The sequence below is a fragment of the Paenibacillus amylolyticus genome, from assembly GCF_050990605.1.
Lineage (GTDB): Bacteria > Bacillota > Bacilli > Paenibacillales > Paenibacillaceae > Paenibacillus > Paenibacillus amylolyticus_H.
The window spans coordinates 4,245,154-4,266,800 of record NZ_CP158832.1 but is presented as its reverse complement, the minus strand read 5'-3'; the positions used below and the strand labels follow the sequence as shown (position 1 = coordinate 4,266,800).

The following is a 21,647-nucleotide window of genomic DNA, read 5'->3' as shown; positions in this document are numbered from 1 at the left end:
CGCCTATCGATGAGCGTTCCATGAGGTATGGAGCAACGCTGCGAGAAGCGGTTTTTTATGTATATTGGTTTTCAAAAGGTTCATTAGAATCAGTACATGAACCGATGGCGGAAGCGTACACGATCAAACTGTTCTTCCGATGTGATGGGCACCTGGCTCCCGATACGTACCATCAAACAGTTCGCAGGATGTGAACAGATTTCGGGGTCGTCTGTTGCATACCAGGTCATGTCGATCGTTTCCATCAGCCTCTCCATCATTTTGCGATAATCCCATACGTTTAGTCCGCTGCCCTTCAGATCCCAATGCCAATAATATTCTGTGGTGAAAATAATGTAGTTCTCCATGTATTTATCTTCCAAAGCGGTAAGCAACATTTCACGTCCAATGCCAAGCGAGCGATAGTTGTCCGCAACCTCGATTGCCCCAAGCTCAATCAGATCAGTCATGTTGCCCTCGGACCAGCGCTCACAATCATCCGCATAGTGAAAGGTTACATAGCCGATAATCGTTTCATTTTCATGTGCAATGATAATTCGCCCTTCCGGCAACGCTGCGATCTCGGCTAGAGCTTCCTGCTGCTCCGTTGGGCGCCGAAAGGCATCCAGATCCGGATGGAAGGCAAGACGGGTTATCTCCTCAGCCTGCACGGGACCTTCAACAGTAATTCGGTGGCCGGACTTGAAGATGGAACGCATATGATGTTCTTTGATATGTTCCATGGTTCATGCTCCTCTCCCCCTACTTATAGCAAAAATCCAAAAAATTGAAAAGCCATAGACGACAATTGAAAAGATTTGCTATAATTGCGTAGACAAAAAATGTTCACAATTCAATACAGTATAGTTAACATCTGTTTGGCCGAGCAAGTACATGATGAGAAGTTCTCTCTACTAATGTAAGCGCTAACTGGAAGTTCAGTCAACACAAAGGCAATGAGAATTGACCCCTAACGGGAATCGAAATGTCGAGTTGAAGGAGGCTGGCAAGCATGAGTCAAGCACCTGGTGAGATGCTGCAAACGGTTGTGTCTGAATCTAATCTGGGCGATTACACGGAGGCGAGAAGCCGGTTCGATTGGGAATCGGTGGAAAGGCACTTTACGTGGCACGCCAGCGGAAAAGTAAACATGGCGCATGAAGCGATTGATCGTCATGTACTGGAAGGAAGGGGCGGGAAAACCGCTTTATTGTATAGCGATGCTTCACGTGAAGAGGCCTATACTTTTGCTGATCTGAGTGAACAGTCGAGTCGATTCGGGAACGTTCTCCGCAAATATGGCATAGCCAAAGGGGAACGGGTGTTTATTTTTATGCCTCGAAGTCCTGAACTGTATTTTAGTCTACTGGGCATATTGAAAGCTGGAGCCATCGCAGGCCCATTGTTTGAAGCTTTTATGGAAACGGCTGTGAAGGATCGGCTGGAAGATAGCGGAGCAGTAGCACTCGTCACCACTCCGGAATTGTTGAAACGCATCAAACGTTCCGAATTACCCGAACTCAAACATGTATTTATTGTGGGTGGGGGCGCGCAGACTGAAGAAGGACTCATCGATTTTGATGCAGAGATGTCTGCCGCTTCGGATGAGATGGAAGTAGAGTGGTTAAATCGTGAGGATGGTTTGCTTATTCATTATACCTCAGGCTCTACGGGTAAACCGAAAGGCGTGTACCATGTTCAAAATGCCATGATTCAGCACTATTATACAGGTAAGGTTGTTTTGGATTTACGTGAGGATGATGTGTACTGGTGCACTGCTGACCCTGGTTGGGTCACAGGGACTTCTTACGGTATCTTTGCTCCATGGCTCAACGGAGTGACCAATGTGATACGGGGCGGTCGTTTCAGTCCTCAAGATTGGTACAGCACCATCCAGAAGAACAAAGTCACGATCTGGTACAGTGCACCAACGGCCTTCCGTATGCTGATGGGAGCGGGAGAAGAGACCATCGCCCAGTTTGATCTGAGCAGTCTGCGTCATGTCATGTCTGTCGGTGAACCGCTCAATCCGGAGGTTGTTCGATGGGGATGGAAAGCCTATGGTCAACGAATTCATGATACATGGTGGATGACGGAAACAGGTGCACAGCTGATCTGTAACTATCCCGGAATGCCGATCAAACCTGGCTCCATGGGACGTCCGTTGCCTGGAATCGAAGCAGCCATTATTGATGATCGCGGGCAGGAATTGCCGCCGTACAGTATGGGGAATCTGGCGATACGGGCACCTTGGCCATCCATGATGGCGAAGATCTGGAATAATCCTGTGAAGTACGAGGAGTATTTCAGGCTTACGGGCTGGTATGTATCCGGTGACTCCGCTTATATGGATGAAGAAGGATATTTCTGGTTCCAGGGACGGATTGATGATGTGATTAATTCGTCAGGCGAGCGTATCGGACCCTTTGAGGTGGAGAGCAAACTCGTGGAGCATCCTGCGGTAGCAGAAGCGGGTGTAATCGGTAAGCCGGATGTGACACGTGGGGAGATCATCAAGGCCTTTGTGGCGCTTCGTGAAGGATATGAGGCGACACCAGAGCTGAAAGAAGAGATCTATCGTTTTGTCAAAGAGGGCCTGTCTGCCCACGCTGCTCCGCGTGAGATTGAGTTTAAGGATAAACTGCCCAAGACACGTTCCGGCAAGATCATGCGGCGTGTACTGAAAGCCTGGGAGCTTGATCTGCCAACAGGAGATCTATCCACCATTGAAGATTAGTGAGAAAATAACAAGCCGCACCCTCAGATACGGTCTGAGGGTGCGGCTTGTTTTGGAGCGCTAACCCTGAATCAGGGTTGAAAATGTACGGCTGCAGAAGGTTCGGATTCACCTGCACTGTTACTGGCAGATACCTTGAACCATCCACTGGTAGATGCGGGTACTCCATAATCCATGGTATTACCCGCTGTTGTTCCAATTTTGGTGTAAGGAGCCGAGCCTGTTTCACTGTAATATACAGCATAACTATCTGCGTTTGAAGTTGACGCCCATTGAATGCGAAGTCCTTGAGAGAGGGCAGATACGCTGACTTGACCAGGTGTGCCCGGGGCTGTCGTTGTTGTATTATCGGTCTGCGTTTCTCCCGGCGTAATGACTGTACCTGGGACTTCAATCGGCTCATTAATCTCTTCTTCCACAGGAGGAGCTACACCCGCACTATTTACTGTGGCGCTAGGAGCAGACTCTCTGCCGGCAACATCCACTGCCGTTACATAGAAGGCGAAGTTACCGCCCTGCGCTGCATATGCAGAGAATGATCTGGATTCACCAGTCAGGACAACCTGACCCTGGTTCTGGAATCCTCCACCGTTCACAGAACGGTACAGACGGTAACCCACGACATCATTTTCAGGTGTGGCATTAAATGTAATGACAGCTCTGTCACCTGAGGTTGAGATGCGTACGTTACCTGGTGCATCAGGAGCTTTGCCGTTATCTGTTCTTGGATCAATCTGTGTTGGCATGTCTGCATCAGCATCTTCAGGAAGATAATAAGCAAGTGACTCATGTCGACTCATACGTGAGAATGCATTTTGCAATTCTTTGATGAGATCCGAGATTGGCTTTTTACGCTTGATTACTGTTTTTTCCTTCAACATGTCCGAAGGTGTTCCGTCACGCGGAATATAGTTTACACCATTGTAAGTGATGTATTTGGCTTTGGCGACACCATCATCGCTATCCTTCGGAACAAACTTGCTGTTGAAAATATCTGTAACAAATTTGTCAGTCATGGATGTTGGCAACTTGCCACTGTATGCCGACACCGTGCGCGTTTCGATGCCAGATGGTTTTTTGAACGAATCCGTGACGAACAGATCTTTTTGCGTATCGATCACTTCGTTCAGGATTTTTGACCACAGTTGCTGCGCACGTTTTCTCTGTGATTTGCTTTCCAGCGTATTCACGGGCTGTTTGTATCCAACCCACACCCCAAGTGTGACATCTGGTGTATAACCTTCAAACCAGACATCTGCGTAGTTTTGAGTGGAACCCGTTTTACCTACGATTGGCACACTCTTGGAATATTTGTAATTTTCACGTACTTTATCTGCCGTTCCTTCTGTAATAACGGTCCGCAGCATATCGGTCATCAGGTATGCTGTCTGCTCCGAGAAAGCTTGGACAGGTTCAGTATCGTGTTTATAGACGATGTTGCCTTTGGAATCTACAATTTTGCTAATCATGTAAGAATCGTTATATACACCATTATTGGCGATGGCACCATAGGCACTGGTCAGTTCTTCAACGGTTACACCGTATTGGAGACCTCCGAGAACACCGGTCTGAGCCTGATAGTCTTCCTTCTGAATGGTCGTAATCCCCAGTTTCTTGGCGAAGGTCCAAGCCTTCTCGATCCCTACTTCTTCATTAAACAACTTCAGAGCCGGTATATTAAGAGAATAATTCAGTGCTCTGCGTGCAGTGACCAGTCCCTGATACCGGTTGTTGGCATTCTTGGCAATGTGGTAGCCGCTCGGACCATTTTTGAGAATGATCGGTGAGTCATCAATAATAGAAGCAGGTTGGACCAGACCCTCATCCAGAGCTGGCAGATAAGCTGCAATAGGTTTCATCGTTGAACCTGGCTGACGAACCATCTGTGTTGCATAGTTCATCTGTTCGTCCTGGAAATCCCGACCCTCAATCATACCTAGAATAGCACCCGTTTTGTGATTAATCAGCATAGCAGCAGTTTGTTCTTTTCCCTTGACAGGATCATCTGCTGAGAAATTGCTGTCATCTTCCGCAATGGTACGCATCGTTTTGTAGATACTTTTGTTGATGGTCGTGTATATACGATATCCACCTGTACGCAGTTGCGTCTGAGCTTCCTCTAATAACGCACTGCTTTCCTTCTGAGGTGTGTCTGCATCCGTGGCTTTGTCTGTAGATTCAGCTGTGTCGGAATTCAACTGTTTCATCAAAATCTGTGCAGCTTGTCGTTCCGTTTCCATCATAAGGTATGGATAAGTGTTGTAAGCCTTGATGGTCTTCGGAGCGAGTGAGCTTTTGATATCAAAAGCAAGAGCTTCGTCATACTCGGACTGATTGATTTTGCCCAGTTCAAGCATACGACGCAGTACCAGATGCTGACGGTTGATTGCGCGGTCAAAATTCTCCTCTACAAAATCACCTTTACCGTTAAAAGCGGAGTAAGAGGAGGGGAGTTGTGGCAATCCAGCAAGATAAGCAGCTTGAGCGATGTTGATTTTTTCTAGATCGTTAATATTGAACAATCCTTTGGCGGCCGCCTTGATTCCGTAAACGTTGTATCCGCTGGAACCATTACCAAAAGGAACTTTGTTCAGATAGGCTGTCATGATCTCGTCTTTGGTTAGGAAACGTTCGAGTCGGAGTGAGAGCAAAATTTCTTTTACTTTCCGATCTTCCGTGCGATCCAGATTCAAAAACACACGACGCGCCAATTGCTGAGTCAGTGTACTTCCGCCGGTTTGTACTGATTCTTTCAGCACTTTCTGTTTCACGGCACGTAGTGTTCCGCTCATGTCTACACCTTTATGTTCGTAAAAATGATTGTCTTCAATCGAAATGACAGCATCAATAACCTTTTGTGGAATCTGGTCCGTAGTGACCGGACGCCTGTCTTCTTCTGTACGTAATTGACCGATCGGACTGCCGTCGGCAAAGTAAGCAAAGCCTGTGATGGAGTTTTCGCTGACTTTTTGTTCAATCAGGGCCCTTGAACGGACAGGCTCGTCTTTCACAATGGAACTGACGTATCCCATCAAAGCACCGCCTACAAATAGTGCCCCCATAAATCCAAGGACAACCATCCATTTGACGAAACTTCCCAGTCTGCGGGCAAAGCTGCGTTTGCGTACAGGCTGTTCATCGGGCTTTTTCTTATTAACATCAACCATTCAGTGTCTTCCTCCTTTTAACAGCACTTATTATAGCATAAAAAGGCGGGTTTGCATGCCTGAGAAATACAAGTATTGGTCGAAATTTGCCATTCTGCCATGCATTATGCTATATATCATGCGATATTGAAGCACATTTCATGAGTTGTAAGTCAAAATAAGCAGGCCACCTCCATGCTGAGGTGCATAGGGTGGCCTGAATGATGTGTCGTATTGGAGGTCTTCTATATTAGGTTTTGAAGCGTTGAATCAGTTCTAATAGTTCCTGGGTAAGATTAGCCAGTGAGGCAGATGCCGCCGTAATCTCTTCCATGGATGCGAGTTGTTCTTCAGAGGCAGAGGCAACACGAGTTGCATGATCTGCTGTCTCATAACCAATAGTTTTGAGTTGCGCTAATGTGGCATCAACCTGCTGTGATCCAGCTGACATCTGCTGTGCAATGGCTGAGACATGCTCAATCTGCTCATTAACATCTGTAATCTGTGATGAAATGGAGAGGAATAGTTCACCACTCTCATTAATCACTTCCGCTATATGGCTCACCTCGGCATTCCCCTGTTCCATATTTTCAACGAGAGAAAGGACCTCTTGCTGAACGCTATTAATTAACGCTGCAATCTGCGCTGCTGATATTCTGGATTGTTCGGCCAGATTACGAATCTCGGAAGCAACAACACCAAACCCGCGCCCGTGTTCACCTGCTCGTGATGCTTCAATGGAAGCGTTAAGGGCAAGCAGATTAGTTTGACGGCTAACTTCCGTGATCATGCCTGTAATATGGCCAATCTCTTCCGAACGTTGACGGAAATTCTCCAGTGCGGTCACGGATGCCTGCACAGAAGAGGTGGCACTATCGACCACACGCATGGCGGCCTGAACCTTATCGGTTCCAACCGTTGTTCGCTCAGCCACAGCTCGCGATGAATCGGATACATCGGAGGCGGCTTTTGCAATTCTTCCGATCCCTGCAGATATTTCATTCATGGAACGGGAGGACTCTTGCAGCTCCTGCACCTGTTTACCTGCTTTATCTGCAACTTCGACTCCTGTTAATGCAATCAGTTCGGCAGCTTTACCTGTTTCTTCAGCACCTGCGGTTAACTGTTGAGAGGTTGAGCCCACAGATAGGGCATGTTCGGAAATAACCGATATGGTATGACGCAGGGTATCCATCATCTGATTCATATGACCCGCCATGACGCCAAATTCATCTTTGGATCGTACCGGTAACTTTTGTGTCAAATCTCCGCCAGCAAGCTGTCCAGCGACGATATTGACTTGATTCAACTGTCTCACAATGGAGAGGATGGTGTAGGTAACCACACCTGCAAGCAGAAGTACAGCCAGTGCGGCAATCAGTATGGACCAGTTCAAGCTGTCATAGAAGGGTTGAAGGATATGGCTCTTTGGTAGAGCAGATACAAGGTACCAGTTCGAATCGGTTCCTTGTAACCTGGCGGGTTCGGCAATAAAAAGTTCTTCGCCTACTTCAGGGTCAATGGCGTAAAACTGAGAGTCGCCGGACTGTATACGCTGGATGACCGTCTTCATATCAGATGGAATGACGGCGCCTTCATTAGCCAGTTCCGGTTTGGAGCCGTGTGCAGCAATCTGTCCTTCGCTAGTAATAAGCATGGCATAACCCTGATCCGGATTGAGTGATGCTATATTTTGCTGAAAACGATCAATGGTAAAGTCGGCCCCAACAATGCCGAGAAAATTTTTGTTTTCATCTAATAGGGGGAGGACAATGGAAACGAGTAATGTTTCTTTTCCGCCAACCGTATAGGTAACAGGCTCGGACCAATAGATGGATTTGGTTTTCTTGGGCAGCTGATAATACGTACTGGTTTCACTGTTTCCCTCATAGGTCGTGAGCGGCTCAAAATGCAGAGAGTTACCGTTCCGTATGGCGTATGGAACAAATCGACCCGTAGCATCATCATATTCTTTTTTGTTGACGTGATCCGCATCGTTTCCATCAAAGGCATTCGGTTCCCAGCCCGTATAAAAGCCAAAAACTTTCTCATCCTTTTTCAGATACTGTTCAAGAAGCCTAACGACTTCCTCGCGATTGAGTGAGCCGTTCTTAGCGGCATCCAATAACGTGATACTCATGGTGTCCAATGTGTTTTTGACCTGATTCAGGTCTGTCATGAACTCGTTCGTAGCACGATTTGCTGCTTGTCCGGCAACGGTTTCCCCGTATTGTAGGCTTTTGTCGTAAATCGATTTGGTGTTAAATGCAATCAGGGCTCCAATACAGCAGAGTAATACGATCCCGAGTAAAAGTCCCAGCTTAACAGCGAGCTTGCGATTGCGAAAAAAATACATGTGTAATCCCCCTCGATGTAACTCTTGCGATGATCGTATGACTGTGTGCTTCTCCTAAATGGAGTCTATATTCTATATCGTTAATTAAGGTCCCTTAATGAAGATAATTAGAAAAAAGCATAGAAAAACAGCTGCCGAGAAAATCTCGACAGCTGTTTGGATTGAAACTTTAATGTGATTGCAACGATTAACGGTTGTAGAACTCGACGATTTGTTTTTCATCGATGTCTTGGGACAATTCAGCACGCTCAGGCAAGCGGATGAATTTACCTTCTACAGCTGCTTCGTTGTATTCAACGTATGCTGGAAGATGCGAACGGCCTTCCAAAGCTTCTTTAACGGAAGAAAGAGCGCGGCTCTTCTCACGCAAGCCGATTACATCACCAGTGCTTACTTGGTAAGAAGCGATATCGACTTTTTTGCCGTTTACAGTTACGTGACCGTGTGATACCAACTGACGCGCTCCAGCACGGGAGTTAGCAAACCCAAGGCGGTAAACGAGGTTGTCAAGGCGGCACTCAAGCAAGAACATGAAGTTCTCACCGGCAATACCTTGCATTTTTTGAGCTTTAGAGAACAGTGTGCGGAATTGCTTCTCGCCCAAACCGTACATGTGGCGCAATTTTTGTTTTTCTTGCAATTGCATACCGTAGTTGCTCATTTTTCTGCGTTGGTTAGCTCCGTGCTGACCTGGAGGGAAAGGGCGTTTCAATTCTTTGCCTGTTCCGCTAAGGGAAATGCCGAGGCGACGGCTCAATTTAAATTTAGGACCAGTGTAACGTGCCATGTTTAAAGTAGCTCCTTTTTAGTTAAAGTTCATATTAGGGCTCTGTTTGCGCTCCAATTTGTTGATGCGGGCTTGGCCTCGCATAGAACGATCAGGAAAGTTCAGCCGCTGTCCTGAAAGCAACAAAAAGAATGAGGGTGACACAACCGGTAATGCCCAAATTTAAAGACCCATTAGTAGTCTTCATCAACAATTTATATTACAGTTTAAGAGAAACAAAGTCAAGCATAGAATAAAAGCAAAAAAACGTCTAAATTTGTCGATAGGTCATTGGGCCTAAAATAATGGGACAATTTTCTGAAATATGGATGCAAAAAAGATTTAAACAGAGTAAAATAGATTGTATCTTAACTTTAAATCATCTTTATGTAACAAGGTTATCGCAACGAATTTGCAGGTTTGCGATAACATCTGCAGATTAATGCATCCTGGTGGATGCAAAAACGGTGCAAAGGAGCGCCTGACATGTTAGAACATCTAAGAAGTTTACCTGCCAGCTTGAATTCTCGAAGTTCGGGCGATTCCGCATCTTTTGCCGCTCCTCGTTCTCATGAAGAGCATGTGTTGTGGATGCAAAAAATGGATATCACACCTTTTGATTTTTCATATTTGGGCAGCTTGCTAGAGCAGGCATACAGTGACTGGAACTCCAGAGTGGGTTCAAGGCTGGCCAGAACATCAACCTTTTACAGCGTGTGGAACACGGAAGGCGATTGCATAGGATATGATAGCGATCATGAAGCTGATCCGGGCGTAAATGCACGCAGGCTGGTATTGGAATGTTTGGATAAGAGACAGGTCCTGTCCCTTAAAGGGACAAGCGAACACGGAGAGTATCTTATAATAACACATCCCTTATTCTCCAGAACGAACAAGGATATGTTTGCCGTATTCACTGCTGTGATCTATGAATCCAATGGATATGAAACGTCTGAAGCTGTGGTTCAATCTGAGGCATTGCATTATCGCACCTGCTTTTACCGAAGATTTGAATACATATTTATGACGGACCTGTTAGATGCTCATGAACAAACAGCCCGTGAGGAACACCGGAGGTCCATCCTCTTTCAGATTGTTCAGCGAATGCATGACAAAATGGATGTCGAGGCCATATTGGATGAGGTATTTGACAGTATGGACTACTTGTACCCCGCCACTTATATCAAATTGTATATGTCTCAGGATCAGAGCAATTCGGATCCGCGGATTAAACCGTTGCTTGTCCACGAGCGAGGAGAAGATATTTGTGTGCGTTCATTCATGGAAGGTAAGCTGATCGTTGCTCGCTCGGATGATGCAGAGAACCGCATTGTAGATGTAGGGATTCCGCTGAAAGGGAAACAAGGCATATACGGTGTGTTCCATATCGAAATGAATGAAGAGATCATGGAAGAATCGGACTTGCAATTGATTACGATGATGGTAGACACTGCAGGCACGGCATTTGAGAACGCCAAGTTGCATGAACAATCCAATATGTTAATTCAGGAACTTCGTTTAATTAATGATCTTACACAGCGGTTGAACAAAAGCCTGCATCTTTCGGAGATTTATCAACTATCCGAACAAGAGTTAAAGGAAATATTCCAGGCTGAAACGTGTTGCATCCTTCAACTCAATGACAGTACCAATGACTTCGAAGTCATGTCATCTAACGTGAAAGATGTTTTTCACCAATCCTTTTCTGTAGACTATGGTATCGCAGGCTTGGTGTATCGAACAGAGGAGCCACTTATTATAGCCAATTATGCGCAATATGATAAAGTGTCCTCCTTTTTCATGGAAGATACGGGATCCATGTCACTGATTGCATCACCGATCAGAGTCAATGGTGAGGTGAAGGGTGCCATTTTGCTGGGACACAGTAGAGAGCACTACTTTTCATATGATAACTATAGACTCTTGCAGATGTTATCCATTCATATCGGGCTTGCCCTGTCAAATGCTACGCTGCATGCCGAGGTTCGACGCTTGGCTAATCTGGATATGCTGACAGGGTTGTACGTGAGGCATTATCTGGATAGTGTGATTCACGAACGACAGGCTCATGAATTCTGTGGCTCCCTCATTGTGGTGGATATTGATCAGTTCAAACAGGTGAATGATACATTCGGACACCAGACGGGGGATCAAGTATTGAAACAAGTGAGTGAGATCGTCACCAGCTCTGTTCGCTCGGAGGATGTCTGCGCCAGATGGGGTGGAGAAGAACTGGCGATCTATATGCCACAGGTGAGTGTAAGGCAGGCGCTAGATTATGCGGAAGTGATTCGAAAGAGAGTCGCAGAAGAGACCAGACCGCCAGTTACGGTATCCAGTGGCATCGCAGAGTGGAATTGGATGGATGAAAAGGTCAGTGTAGAGTCCTTGTTTTATCGGGCAGATATGGCTTTGTACAGCGCCAAGAATGGTGGTCGTAATAGAATCGTTGTAGAGAACCAAAATGTAACACGTTAAGAGAGAACAATTCCAATTGCGGAGTCGTTCTCTTTTTTTTGTGCATTGGAGATCAAGTTGTGTATAGAAAGAAGTATAAGCATATACGGGCGGGGCAATCTATGGAGAAAGTTCACGGAAGGGTGAAGATAGACATGTTTAACCGCCATTCGGTACGTACATTATGGTTATTTGTGAGCATCGTGATTATTGGAGTTCCGGGTTGTGGATTAATCCAGCGAGATCAAACGCCTGAAGAGGTTTTTTCTCTGGCTTTATCAGGGATAGCGGGAAAAGAAACGTTGAGTTTTGAAGGAGAGGCAGGACTTCGACGGGAGAACAGCGGGCTGTTCGAGAATCAGTTCAAATTTGAAGGCAAGCTGGAGAATCATGATCGTCTGACCCTTCAGACCCGATTACCTGGAGCAGTAACCGCTGCGGGAACAGGCATCCATACAACTGCCGTAAAAAATAACGGACAGCCCAGTGGGTTTAGCGCCTCTTTCGAGCGGAAACAAGGACAATGGATGGCATTGTCAGCGCAGCATGAGCCGCTGCGGGGGTCTCTTTCTCGTTTTAATCCAATTGCCCAAATGGAGAAGATCGATGGGATGCACAAAACCATTCAATCCGAGTATGGGGCTGGTCGTCGAACCAGAACATTACGGATTGAACTTGCACCGGAAGATGCCAAATCATGGGCTGTAGCCCAGCTAAACGACGAGATGAACGCCATTCGGGCAGAATATGTGCATAAGGCAGCCACGGTGAAAGGGGCACGTAAGGAGAAGCTTGAGAAGGATCTGGAGAAAGTTTGGAAACAGGGTGATACAACGATGCAACAAATGATGAAACAAGCGAGCGTGCAGACGGTATATCATCTCACGGTGGATCGGAAGAGCAGTCTGCCTCTTCGCTTATCCTCTGAAAGTCAGATGAGTTACACCGACAACAACCGCAAAAGTAACAAAGAAGCCCTTGTCACCGATGTAAACTTCAAGTCATATCAATAAACGAAGTGAGGGACTGCCTGCTGACGGGATGACTGTTCGCGTGCTACAATAGTATCGTAATTTACCGTTGTTCAATTAAAGTATGGCAGATGACAGGAGGATTTTACCAAGATGAAAGACCCAAGAATTCAAAAGCTTGCAGCAAACCTGGTGGGCTATTCAGTAGATGTACAGCCTGGTGAAAATGTATTGGTTGAGATGATTGGATCGGAACGTGATCTGATTAACGCCATTATTGAAGAGGTAGGCAAAAAAGGTGGTAACGTCTTTGTACAGTTGACTGATAAAACCGTACAGCGTGCAATGCTGAAAAATGCCACAGAAGAAATGATGAAAACGTGGGCAGAGATTGATCTGAACCGTATGAAACAGATGGATTGTTATATCGGTATTCGTGCGGGAGAAAATGTGAATGATCTGTCCGATGTACCGGAAGAAAAAATGAAAATGTACAATTCGTTGTACTCCCACCCGGTACATAGTGAACAACGTGTCAAACATACGAAATGGGTTGTACTTCGTTACCCTAACGCAAGTATGGCGCAACTCGCCAATACGAGTACAGAAGCGTTCGAAGATTTCTACTTTGACGTATGTAACCTGGATTATGCCAAAATGGACAAAGCGCAGGACTCACTCGCTAACCTGATGAAGCGGACGGACAAAGTTCGTATCACCGGACCAGGAACAGAACTGAGCTTCTCCATTAAAGATATCGGTGCAGAGAAATGTTCTGGACAAAAAAATATTCCGGACGGTGAAGTGTACAGTGCCCCTGTACGTAATTCCGTGAACGGAACCATTAGTTATAACACGCCAACGCTGTATAACGGAGTGACATTTGAAAATATCAAGTTCACGTTCGAGAATGGAAAAATCATTGAAGCGACAAGTAACGATACAGAGCGTTTGAATGAAATCCTGAATTCGGATGAGGGTGCACGTCATATCGGTGAATTCGCGATTGGATTTAACCCGCATATTTTGCATCCGATGAAAGATATCCTCTTCGATGAGAAAATCGCAGGCAGCTTGCACTTTACACCGGGTCAGGCATACGAAGAAACGGACAATGGCAACCGCTCGTCCATCCACTGGGATCTGGTGTTGATCCAGCGTCCGGATTATGGCGGCGGGGAGATTTATTTTGACGATGTGCTGATTCGTAAAGACGGTATCTTTGTTATTCCTGAGCTGGAATGCCTGAATCCAGACCGTTTGAAGTAGGAACAGGATTTTGCTGTTGCTAGGAAAGCGGATTCACGGTATCATGTAGTGGTAATTAATAGATGATACCAATCGTAAAAAGACGGAGGGATTCCTATGTCGAGTAATAACGCAGCTGTAGTGGAAATTGCTCAAACAGCAGGCAAGTTTACTTCTTCAATCGTGCTTCATTCGGAGAACAAGTATATCGATGTAAAAAGTATTCTAGGATTGTTTACAACGCTGATCAGCACACACAGCTATGAACTGCATGTTCATGGTCCAGATGCAGTTGAAGCGAAAGCAGCCATGTCAGAAGTATTTGCCAAGCATGGACTGAATGTAAGCATCGCATCTGAGTAATAGCTCTCAAGAAGCACCTTTGCCTTTTTTGGCAGGGGTGTTTTTTGGCATGGAATGCCCCGAATGCACATCTGAAGGTGACTGGAACAGGAGGATTAAGCTTCAGCAAAAGGCTTAACTTTGCGGGCTTATTTTGGTCAGGTTCTTGTATTAGCTCTTCATTTCGTCTAATATTAGAGGTAGAACGTCTTTACGCGATTTTTGGGACATAGGGGGGAAAAATGCATGACTTCATCTGATCTGCAGGACCAGCTGAATTTGAAAGCGATCAGTCTTCTTCAAGAAGATGCAGATAAAATACAGAAGCTTATTGAAGTACAGATGGAGAATCTGGCTACCCGCTACTGCCCTCTCTATGAGGAAGTATTGGATACACAGATGTATGGGTTCTCCAAGGAAGTTGATTTTGCTGTTCGTGCAGGGCTCCTTCCAGAAGGTGCAGGTAAGCAGCTGGTTAGCGCGCTTGAGCGGAATTTGGCAATTCTATATGAAGCCTTGAACAAGAAGAATGAGCAATAGCCTGCAAATGCGCGGGTCAGAATAGAAGGCATGCAGGCGTTTATGCATGCTTTTTTTGTGCGTCTGAACGGGGATGGAGATTTGGCCAGCCGGAAGGCGTCTACAAGCAAAGAGACAGCACCGAATGTAAATTCGGGCTGCCTCTTTTGTTATATAATTAAACTAAACATTTACACAAAACGGAGAGGACAGAAATAACCTGAAGAAGCGGAGCGTTCGCCTTTATCCCCGGATTTACCCCTTTATAAAAGGAATCAAAAAATCTGGGGATAACAGCGATCGGAAGGTTGTTCTGTCATCGGAGTGTCCAGTGTAAATATTCTTTAGTTCAACTTATATAGCTTGGTGAGGGCCTGGTTACACCAGGAAGAAGGATACACCGAGTATGATATATACCACGAGCAGGAGTAAACCTTCATACCAATTCGTTGAACCATCTTGGGTAATGGACTTCGCAATAAATACGGATACGCCTATGGCGACCAACTCAATCGTTGTAAATACGATATCCATGGTTCTGCCTGTGAAGTAGCTGACAAAAATGAGCACAGGAGCAACGAAGAGTGCGATCTGCAAGCTGCTGCCGACCGCAATTTCAACGGCGGCTCCAATTTTATTTTTCATGGCAAGCATGATGGCTGCGCTGTGTTCGGCCGCATTACCGATGATGGCGACAAGGAATGCACCGACAAACAGTTCACTAAGTCCAAATTCCGAAGTGAAGACTTCGAGCGTGCCCACCAGCCATTCACTGACGAAGGCAACCATGACTGTTGCGAGCACCAGGTAGAGAATAGATTTTTTCTTGGACCATGCCGGAGCATGCTCATGCGGCAGCTCTTCATCGCGATCCTCAGTGACGTCCGCAAGGTAGTTCTTGTGCGTCACCATGGAGAATAGTAACCAGGCAATATACGCGAGAATGAGCAATCCGGCCACGATGAGACTAAGTGTATTAGTGTCTTTCTGTGTAATGGAATGTGTATTGAGAAAAACTGCCGGAATAAACAGGGCAATGATGGCAACAATCATCAGGGAACCATTCAGACCTGCGAGAGAAACATTATAATTCTGAATTTTGAACTTGAGTCCTCCGGCAAAAATACTTAACCCGAGCACTAACAGCAGATTTCCGATGATGGAACCTGTCAGACTTGCTTTGACCATGTCGAACAGTCCCTCTTTGACGAGGAAAATGGCGATGATTAATTCGGCTGCATTGCCGAAAGTCGCATTCAAGAATCCACCTAGCCGCTGTCCGGCATAGTGGGCCACATTTTCGGTGGCTTTACCTAAAAAACCGGCCACAAAAATAACCGAAATGGCTGATATCACGAACTGTAGAATCGAATCCCATTTCATGTAGTGGGCGATGGCACTGAGTGCAAAGAAAGCAATCAGCAAAATGGATGAAATTCGGTTTCTCACAACAAACACCTCGGTTATAAATTATTTTGTTTTGAATTGCGTTGTAAATCCCTTATGAGATTATTTTCATATTTCAATATAACCAAATGGTGGTAGGTTGTAAACGCATCTTTTTGAGTTTGATTTGCTTTTTGGGGTGGAAAGGATTTAAAATACGAGTAACGAAGTGAAGGAGGATGTGGCATGGCAGAACAACTTCAACTGGAGAGCGGAAACATCCGGATTGCCGATGACGTGGTTGCAAAAATTGCCGGAATGGCTGCAATGGAAACGCCCGGAATTGCCGCAATGTCTGGAGGATTGTCAGAGGGCTGGGCGAAGCGACTCAGCGGTAAAAACGTACAGAAAGGCGTGAGCGTTGAGGTCGGCCAGCTGGAAGCAGCCATTGATCTGCGCATCATCGTCCTGTACGAAACCCCGATTCATGAAGTTTCCCGTATGCTTCAGCAGAATGTAAGAGAAGCGGTAGAGACCATGACCGGATTACGCGTGGTTGAAGTCAATGTAAAGGTAGAAGGCGTATCTTTCAAAGGCGACGATCTGTAGAAATCGCAATCCGTGATGAAGGACAGAAGCATCATAACCCTGTTCCTCATCTTGATAGACAGTGTGTACCTGAGACAAACAAAAAAGCTGCGCATCCAATCGGGTGCACAGCTTTTTTATGTTTCTTTTTCTTTTGAATGGTTACCTGTTCCGTTTCTGAAGGAATAGTCCCGTTTATCGAATCCGACGAATGGACTCCCGTGAACGAAGAGCAGGAGAGGTACGAGTCTGTGTCTGTACAGTTACGGACTTCGTTTTCTCTTCCTTGATCACGTCAAGATTGTTGGTGCGTGAGATACTGAGCAGAATACCCATGGCAACCATCATCACAAAGAGTGAGGTCCCCCCATAACTGATAAACGGCAGCGTGACCCCCGTCACCGGAATGGTCTGAGTTACACCACCGATGTTGATAAATGCCTGAATCGCGATCAGTCCCATGATGCCTATGCCGACCAATGTTCCGAATGGATCGGGACAGCGCAGAGAGACAATAATTCCGCGCCAGATGAAGTACAGGTAAACGAGCAGGAATAATGCACTTCCGATGAATCCGAGTTCTTCCCCGATTACGGAGAAAATAAAGTCATTATACGCGTTTGGCAAATAATGCAGCTTCATCGTACCTTGTCCAATCCCGGAACCTGTCATACCGCCATCACCAATGGCAACAAGGGAACGGTAGAGGTTAAGACTTCCGCCATTAATATCGGACAATGGATCAAGGAAAGCCTGAATACGTCCGATCTTGTAGTTCTGCTCCGCAGTGACTGCTGTTGTAGCAGTCGTTGTGTCGGAAGGAGACATGGAAGAAAACAGGGAATTGGCTCCAAACGCCAGTGCTCCACCGAGTACAACCAAGAGAATCGAACCCAGGATATGTTTCATACTGGCTCCACCGGCATATATCAAAAGACCGCAGGTGGACACCAGGATGAAGGTGGTACCAAAGTCTGGTTGCAGCATGATCAGTCCTGCGATGAATCCAACGATGAACAGGACGGGAACATACCCTGTCTTGAAAACCCTGAATTTCTCACCTTTTTTGGTAATCAGAGCAGAGAGATAAAGAATGATAGCAATTTTGGCGAATTCCGCAGGCTGAAGACTGAAACCAAAAATGTGAATCCAGCTTCGTGCACCGTTCAATACCGCGCCTGAGATCAAAACAATCACCAACATGACCGTAGTCAGCAGGAAAAAGGGTGCATAGAGCTTTTTGTACTTGTTAAAGCGGATATTCATGGCAAAAAACATGCCAAATAGACCGATAATCGCCCACATAAGTTGTTTTTTCGTGAAGTAAAGGGCATCATTGTTAAATCTTTCGCTTGCGATTGCAATGCTGGAACTGGAGCTGAATACCATCACCAGTCCAAAGCCCACCAACAATAAAGTGAGGATTAGCAGTTGAAAATCCGGCGTGCCTCTCTTCGTTTTCGTTTGGGCCGTTTGTTGTTTCATCGTTTGGCCCAGCCTATGCTTCCAGCAGTTCTTTAAGCTGCTGTAATTTTTGGGCTGCCAGCTTCACGACTGGTTGCGGAACGGAAGAGTCATAATCCAGGCCGTGAGGGAAGGTGGCTTTGCCAAGATATACTGCTTCAACAGCAAGAACGGTATCCGGTTTTTCCAATTTTCCTTCCACTGCGCGGGTATTAATGCGTACAAAGTATTCTGAGTTGGTTTGTTCATCTTCAATTTTGTAGTCATATGTAGCACGGTAATATTCCCATTGCCACCGGACAAATCCGACTTTCTCGGCGCTCTCATCCAGGTATGCCAAGTCGCTCTTCAAGCCATCCAAGCCTGTATTCTCAAAAATCATAAGCGTTTGATCCTCCTCATAAGCTTCCGAGTATATTTCTCGAGTATTTCTCTAGTTCATGATAGTATGTTTCCCCTTCCCGTGCAAGCTTTCGAGAGGCGTTTCGTATCGGTTTTCTTCCAATTCTGCTACAATATACAGCAATAGGTTTGAAGAGGAAGGTTCGGGCTTGATATAAGTCCCGTTCAAGATTGAAAGGGTGGAGAGACATGACTAATAATATATGGTGGGAAGATCTGCAGATCCACATGTTGGAATGGCGGCGTCACCTTCATCGCAATCCAGAGGTTTCCTTTCATGAGGAGAAGACATCCTCTTTTGTAGCGGATATGTTGGAGAGCTTTGGCGTTGAAGTAAGGCGTCATGTTGGTGGTCACGGGGTCATTGGTACAATCCGTGGCGACAAGCCGGGTCCTGTCGTCATGCTGCGAGCTGATATGGACGCACTTCCAATTCAGGATGAAAAGAATATCGAGTATGCGTCACAACAAGCAGGAGCGATGCATGCGTGCGGCCACGATGGTCATATCTCCATCTTGCTCGGTACAGCATTGTATTTCAGCCGTCACAAGCAGGAGATCCAAGGAGAGATTCGCTTTTTGTTCCAACCAGCAGAAGAACTTCTTCCAGGCGGTGCAGTCCAGGTCATTGCAGATGGGGCGCTTGAAGGCGTGGATGTCATATACGGCATTCATCTGTGGACCCCCCTGCCTGTAGGTGTTGTTGCCAGTAAAGCAGGACCGATGATGGCGGCGGCGGACGATTTTTACATTGAACTCAAAGGCAAGGGTGGACATGGCGGGATGCCACAATCCACGATAGATAGTCTTATCGCGGGTTCTGCGCTTGTGATGCAGCTTCAGACTGTTGTCAGCCGTTCGGTGGATCCATTGCAACCGGCGGTGCTGACCATTGGTACAATGCAGGCGGGCTCGGCTCAGAATGTAATTGCAGAGCAATGCAAAATGAGCGGTACGGTAAGAACGTTTGATGAAGAGACCCGAAACGGGATGAAAGAGCGCGTGCTTACTATGGTTGCCCAGACAGGGGCAGCTTATGGGGCAGAGACGCAAGTGAAATATATTATGGGATATCCGCCTGTAGTGAACGATGAAAAGGAGACAGCACGTTTCTTCAGGGAAGCTACAGAATTATTCGGGGCAGAACGAGTGCAATCTTCCCCGATGCTGATGCCAGCGGAAGATTTTGCGTATTATCTGCAGAAGGTTCCAGGGTGTTTTATGTTTGTTGGAGCAGGCAACCCGGATAAAAATGCAATCTATCCGCATCATCATCCGATGTTTGATTTTGATGAAGACGCCATGCAGACGGCTGTGAAATTGTTTATTGCCATGGCTAAGGGTTACACAACCGAATGACTTTAGATTCAGTTGGGCATCCTGTTCATACGAAGGTATGGGCAGGATGTTTTTTTGTGGATTTTTATAGGGATTGGGCAAAAAGTCCACTTTTCGGTACTGAAGACCAGACTTTTTGAACTTGCACTTAATGTGGTTCATTTTCGGAAGCTGCCGGAACTGGACTTTTTTGTGATAGGAGGAAGGCTCCAAATGGAAGAAACAGAACAGATGGTAAGGACGGATGCTTGTATCGTTCAACGAGATTTTACAGTTTTGCTGGAAGTCGGTCACCCCGGATTCGAAAGAGCAAGAGAGCAGCTTGGGATGTATTCAGAACTGGTTAAGACACCGGCAGCATTTCATACCTACCGAATCACTCCGCTGTCGCTCTGGAATGCAGCTGCGTTGGGGTGGAATTCAGATCAGGTCATCGCAAGTCTGGAGCTGGTATCGCGCTGGAACGTACCTGCTGCACTGATACAGGATATTCGGAGAATTATGGATCAGTATGGCAAATTAAAGCTGCATTCCGAAGCAGATCACACCAGAATGCGCCTTTACAGTGAGGATGAACGGTTGCTCGATGAATTAAGTGGATTGAAAACGATAGCTGCCTTTCGTATGGAACGCAAGGACGCTCATCAACTTATGCTCCCGGGAGAACAGCGAGGGTTATTAAAAAGGGAATTAACACGATTGGGTTACCCTGTACTTGATTATGTGGGGTATCGGGAGGGAACAAAGCTTTCATTCCAATGGCGAACCAATCATCATCCAGGGGACCGTTCAGTGCAATTTGCGCTGCGTTCTTATCAGAAAGAGGCTGTGGATGCATTCGAAGGCAGTGAGGGCATGGGAGGAAGCGGTCTACTTGTACTTCCTTGTGGGGCAGGTAAAACGGTCATTGGTATGGCCGTGCTGGAGCGGCTTCAATGTGAATGCCTTATTTTGACGTCCAATACAACGTCTGTGCGACAGTGGATTCAGGAAATCCAAGACAAAACCACAATCACCAGCGAACAGATTGGTGAGTATTCAGGTCAGAAAAAACAGGTGAAACCTGTGACTGTAGCTACCTATCAGATTCTTACACACCGAAAATCAAAAGATGCTGATTTTACCCATATCAAACTGCTCAGTGAGCGACAATGGGGGTTGATCATATATGATGAAGTACATTTGCTTCCAGCGCCGGTGTTTCGTGCAACTGCGGATATTCAAGCTACGCGAAGGCTGGGATTAACAGCCACATTGGTTCGAGAGGATGGCTGTGAACAGGATGTATTTTCGTTAATTGGTCCGAAGCTCTATGACATGCCGTGGAAACAACTGGAGCAGCAAGGGTGGATTGCTGATGTACAATGCCAAGAGATCCGTATCCCATTCTCCCCGGAATTAAGATCGAATTATCTGCAAGCCGAGGTTAAGCATCAATTTCGATTGGCTGCAGAGAATCCGGCGAAGGTACGTGTGGTTAAGCGTTTGCTGGAACGTCATCGGGATTTACCTGCGCTAGTAATTGGACAATATCTGGACCAACTAGAGTTGATTGCCCGGGAAATTGAAGCACCTTTAATCTCGGGAACCATGTCACAGCAGGAGCGAATCAAATGGTTTGCCGCTTTTCGACGTGGAGAGATTAAAACAATTGTGGTATCCAAGGTTGCCAATTTTGCTGTAGATCTGCCCGATGCTGCTGTTGCGCTTGAAATATCCGGGAGTTTCGGTTCAAGGCAGGAAGAAGCACAGCGGTTGGGACGAATTTTGAGACCAAAAGCAGGGGAAAACAAAGCGTATTTCTATGCATTGGTATCAGAGGATAGCAAGGAACAGGAGTTTGCATTACACCGTCAGATGTTCTTGGTGGAACAGGGATATGAATATGCCATCGTTCATGAGAACGAATAGTACATTTATACTCGCGAAAAGAGGAGGGAAATAGGAT

The 21,647-nt window shown here is 46.2% G+C and carries 16 protein-coding genes; 9 read left to right on the top strand and 7 right to left on the bottom strand.

Going from position 1 to position 21,647, the window contains the following annotated elements:
- Positions 1-89: 89 nt before the first annotated feature.
- Positions 90-722 carry a GNAT family N-acetyltransferase gene (locus tag ABTV53_RS18945; protein WP_282320802.1) on the bottom strand — a complete coding sequence of 211 codons (633 nt, stop codon included), beginning with the start codon at positions 720-722 and terminating at the stop codon, positions 90-92.
- A gap of 269 nt (positions 723-991) precedes the next feature.
- Here ABTV53_RS18945 and acsA point away from each other — a divergent pair, with 269 nt between their 5' ends.
- A complete protein-coding gene (acsA, locus tag ABTV53_RS18940; protein WP_433745259.1) occupies positions 992-2,716 on the top strand; it encodes an acetate--CoA ligase in 1,725 nt (574 codons plus the stop codon).
- Between the two features lie 71 nt (positions 2,717-2,787).
- On the opposite strand, the gene ABTV53_RS18935 is transcribed toward acsA, so the two are convergent.
- The 3 genes from ABTV53_RS18935 to rpsD all read right to left on the bottom strand — a co-directional run bounded on the left by ABTV53_RS18935 (position 2,788) and on the right by rpsD (position 9,005).
- On the bottom strand, positions 2,788-5,883 hold the full coding sequence (locus tag ABTV53_RS18935) for a transglycosylase domain-containing protein (RefSeq protein ID WP_433745256.1): 3,096 nt from the start codon (positions 5,881-5,883) through the stop codon (positions 2,788-2,790).
- 229 nt (positions 5,884-6,112) lie between these two features.
- Positions 6,113-8,218 (bottom strand): methyl-accepting chemotaxis protein, encoded by a 2,106-nt coding sequence (locus tag ABTV53_RS18930; protein ID WP_433745253.1) that lies wholly within the window; start codon positions 8,216-8,218, stop codon positions 6,113-6,115.
- A gap of 187 nt (positions 8,219-8,405) precedes the next feature.
- Positions 8,406-9,005, bottom strand: a complete 600-nt coding sequence (gene rpsD / locus ABTV53_RS18925; RefSeq protein ID WP_433745250.1) for a 30S ribosomal protein S4 — start codon at positions 9,003-9,005, stop codon at positions 8,406-8,408.
- 465 nt (positions 9,006-9,470) lie between these two features.
- Between rpsD and ABTV53_RS18920 the strand changes: the two genes are divergently transcribed.
- The 5 genes from ABTV53_RS18920 (at position 9,471) to ABTV53_RS18900 (ending at position 14,542) form a co-directional block, all read left to right on the top strand.
- On the top strand, positions 9,471-11,462 hold the full coding sequence (locus ABTV53_RS18920) for a sensor domain-containing diguanylate cyclase (RefSeq protein ID WP_433745247.1): 1,992 nt from the start codon (positions 9,471-9,473) through the stop codon (positions 11,460-11,462).
- Positions 11,463-11,596: 134 nt separating this feature from the next.
- A complete protein-coding gene (locus tag ABTV53_RS18915; protein ID WP_433745244.1) occupies positions 11,597-12,454 on the top strand; it encodes a hypothetical protein in 858 nt (285 codons plus the stop codon).
- A 111-nt stretch (positions 12,455-12,565) separates the two neighbouring features.
- Complete coding sequence (locus ABTV53_RS18910) at positions 12,566-13,681, top strand: aminopeptidase (protein ID WP_076211404.1); 1,116 nt, start codon at positions 12,566-12,568, stop codon at positions 13,679-13,681.
- 96 nt (positions 13,682-13,777) lie between these two features.
- A complete protein-coding gene (locus tag ABTV53_RS18905) occupies positions 13,778-14,023 on the top strand; it encodes an HPr family phosphocarrier protein (protein ID WP_036614658.1) in 246 nt (81 codons plus the stop codon).
- Positions 14,024-14,248: 225 nt separating this feature from the next.
- Positions 14,249-14,542, top strand: a complete 294-nt coding sequence (locus tag ABTV53_RS18900; protein WP_017687426.1) for a YlaN family protein — start codon at positions 14,249-14,251, stop codon at positions 14,540-14,542.
- A gap of 357 nt (positions 14,543-14,899) precedes the next feature.
- Here ABTV53_RS18900 and cax read toward each other — a convergent pair whose 3' ends face one another.
- Positions 14,900-15,970: a calcium/proton exchanger gene (gene cax / locus ABTV53_RS18895; protein WP_074095776.1), complete on the bottom strand. Its 1,071-nt coding sequence runs from the start codon at positions 15,968-15,970 to the stop codon at positions 14,900-14,902.
- A gap of 183 nt (positions 15,971-16,153) precedes the next feature.
- Here cax and ABTV53_RS18890 point away from each other — a divergent pair, with 183 nt between their 5' ends.
- On the top strand, positions 16,154-16,516 hold the full coding sequence (locus tag ABTV53_RS18890) for an Asp23/Gls24 family envelope stress response protein (protein ID WP_017687428.1): 363 nt from the start codon (positions 16,154-16,156) through the stop codon (positions 16,514-16,516).
- Positions 16,517-16,690: 174 nt separating this feature from the next.
- Here ABTV53_RS18890 and ftsW read toward each other — a convergent pair whose 3' ends face one another.
- Together ftsW and ABTV53_RS18880 are read right to left on the bottom strand one after the other, a co-directional pair.
- Positions 16,691-17,980, bottom strand: a complete 1,290-nt coding sequence (gene ftsW / locus ABTV53_RS18885) for a putative lipid II flippase FtsW (protein ID WP_433745240.1) — start codon at positions 17,978-17,980, stop codon at positions 16,691-16,693.
- Positions 17,981-17,993: 13 nt separating this feature from the next.
- Complete coding sequence (locus tag ABTV53_RS18880; protein WP_017687430.1) at positions 17,994-18,341, bottom strand: YugN family protein; 348 nt, start codon at positions 18,339-18,341, stop codon at positions 17,994-17,996.
- Between the two features lie 209 nt (positions 18,342-18,550).
- On the opposite strand from ABTV53_RS18880, the gene ABTV53_RS18875 reads away from it, so the two are divergent.
- Both ABTV53_RS18875 and ABTV53_RS18870 read left to right on the top strand, forming a co-directional pair.
- A complete protein-coding gene (locus ABTV53_RS18875) occupies positions 18,551-19,720 on the top strand; it encodes a M20 family metallopeptidase (protein ID WP_433745238.1) in 1,170 nt (389 codons plus the stop codon).
- 192 nt (positions 19,721-19,912) lie between these two features.
- Positions 19,913-21,610 carry a DNA repair helicase XPB gene (locus ABTV53_RS18870; RefSeq protein ID WP_433745236.1) on the top strand — a complete coding sequence of 566 codons (1,698 nt, stop codon included), beginning with the start codon at positions 19,913-19,915 and terminating at the stop codon, positions 21,608-21,610.
- Positions 21,611-21,647 lie beyond the last annotated feature (37 nt).

Bases quoted from the DNA above. Each gene is read 5' to 3' on its own strand.
- ABTV53_RS18945 (WP_282320802.1), bottom strand. From the start codon at position 722: ATGGAACATATCAAAGAACATCATATGCGTTCCATCTTCAAGTCCGGC.
- acsA (WP_433745259.1), top strand. From the start codon at position 992: ATGAGTCAAGCACCTGGTGAGATGCTGCAAACGGTTGTGTCTGAATCT.
- ABTV53_RS18935 (WP_433745256.1), bottom strand. From the start codon at position 5,883: ATGGTTGATGTTAATAAGAAAAAGCCCGATGAACAGCCTGTACGCAAA.
- ABTV53_RS18930 (WP_433745253.1), bottom strand. From the start codon at position 8,218: ATGTATTTTTTTCGCAATCGCAAGCTCGCTGTTAAGCTGGGACTTTTA.
- rpsD (WP_433745250.1), bottom strand. From the start codon at position 9,005: ATGGCACGTTACACTGGTCCTAAATTTAAATTGAGCCGTCGCCTCGGC.
- ABTV53_RS18920 (WP_433745247.1), top strand. From the start codon at position 9,471: ATGTTAGAACATCTAAGAAGTTTACCTGCCAGCTTGAATTCTCGAAGT.
- ABTV53_RS18915 (WP_433745244.1), top strand. From the start codon at position 11,597: ATGTTTAACCGCCATTCGGTACGTACATTATGGTTATTTGTGAGCATC.
- ABTV53_RS18910 (WP_076211404.1), top strand. From the start codon at position 12,566: ATGAAAGACCCAAGAATTCAAAAGCTTGCAGCAAACCTGGTGGGCTAT.
- ABTV53_RS18905 (WP_036614658.1), top strand. From the start codon at position 13,778: ATGTCGAGTAATAACGCAGCTGTAGTGGAAATTGCTCAAACAGCAGGC.
- ABTV53_RS18900 (WP_017687426.1), top strand. From the start codon at position 14,249: ATGACTTCATCTGATCTGCAGGACCAGCTGAATTTGAAAGCGATCAGT.
- ABTV53_RS18890 (WP_017687428.1), top strand. From the start codon at position 16,154: ATGGCAGAACAACTTCAACTGGAGAGCGGAAACATCCGGATTGCCGAT.
- ftsW (WP_433745240.1), bottom strand. From the start codon at position 17,980: ATGAAACAACAAACGGCCCAAACGAAAACGAAGAGAGGCACGCCGGAT.
- ABTV53_RS18880 (WP_017687430.1), bottom strand. From the start codon at position 18,341: ATGATTTTTGAGAATACAGGCTTGGATGGCTTGAAGAGCGACTTGGCA.
- ABTV53_RS18875 (WP_433745238.1), top strand. From the start codon at position 18,551: ATGACTAATAATATATGGTGGGAAGATCTGCAGATCCACATGTTGGAA.
- ABTV53_RS18870 (WP_433745236.1), top strand. From the start codon at position 19,913: ATGGAAGAAACAGAACAGATGGTAAGGACGGATGCTTGTATCGTTCAA.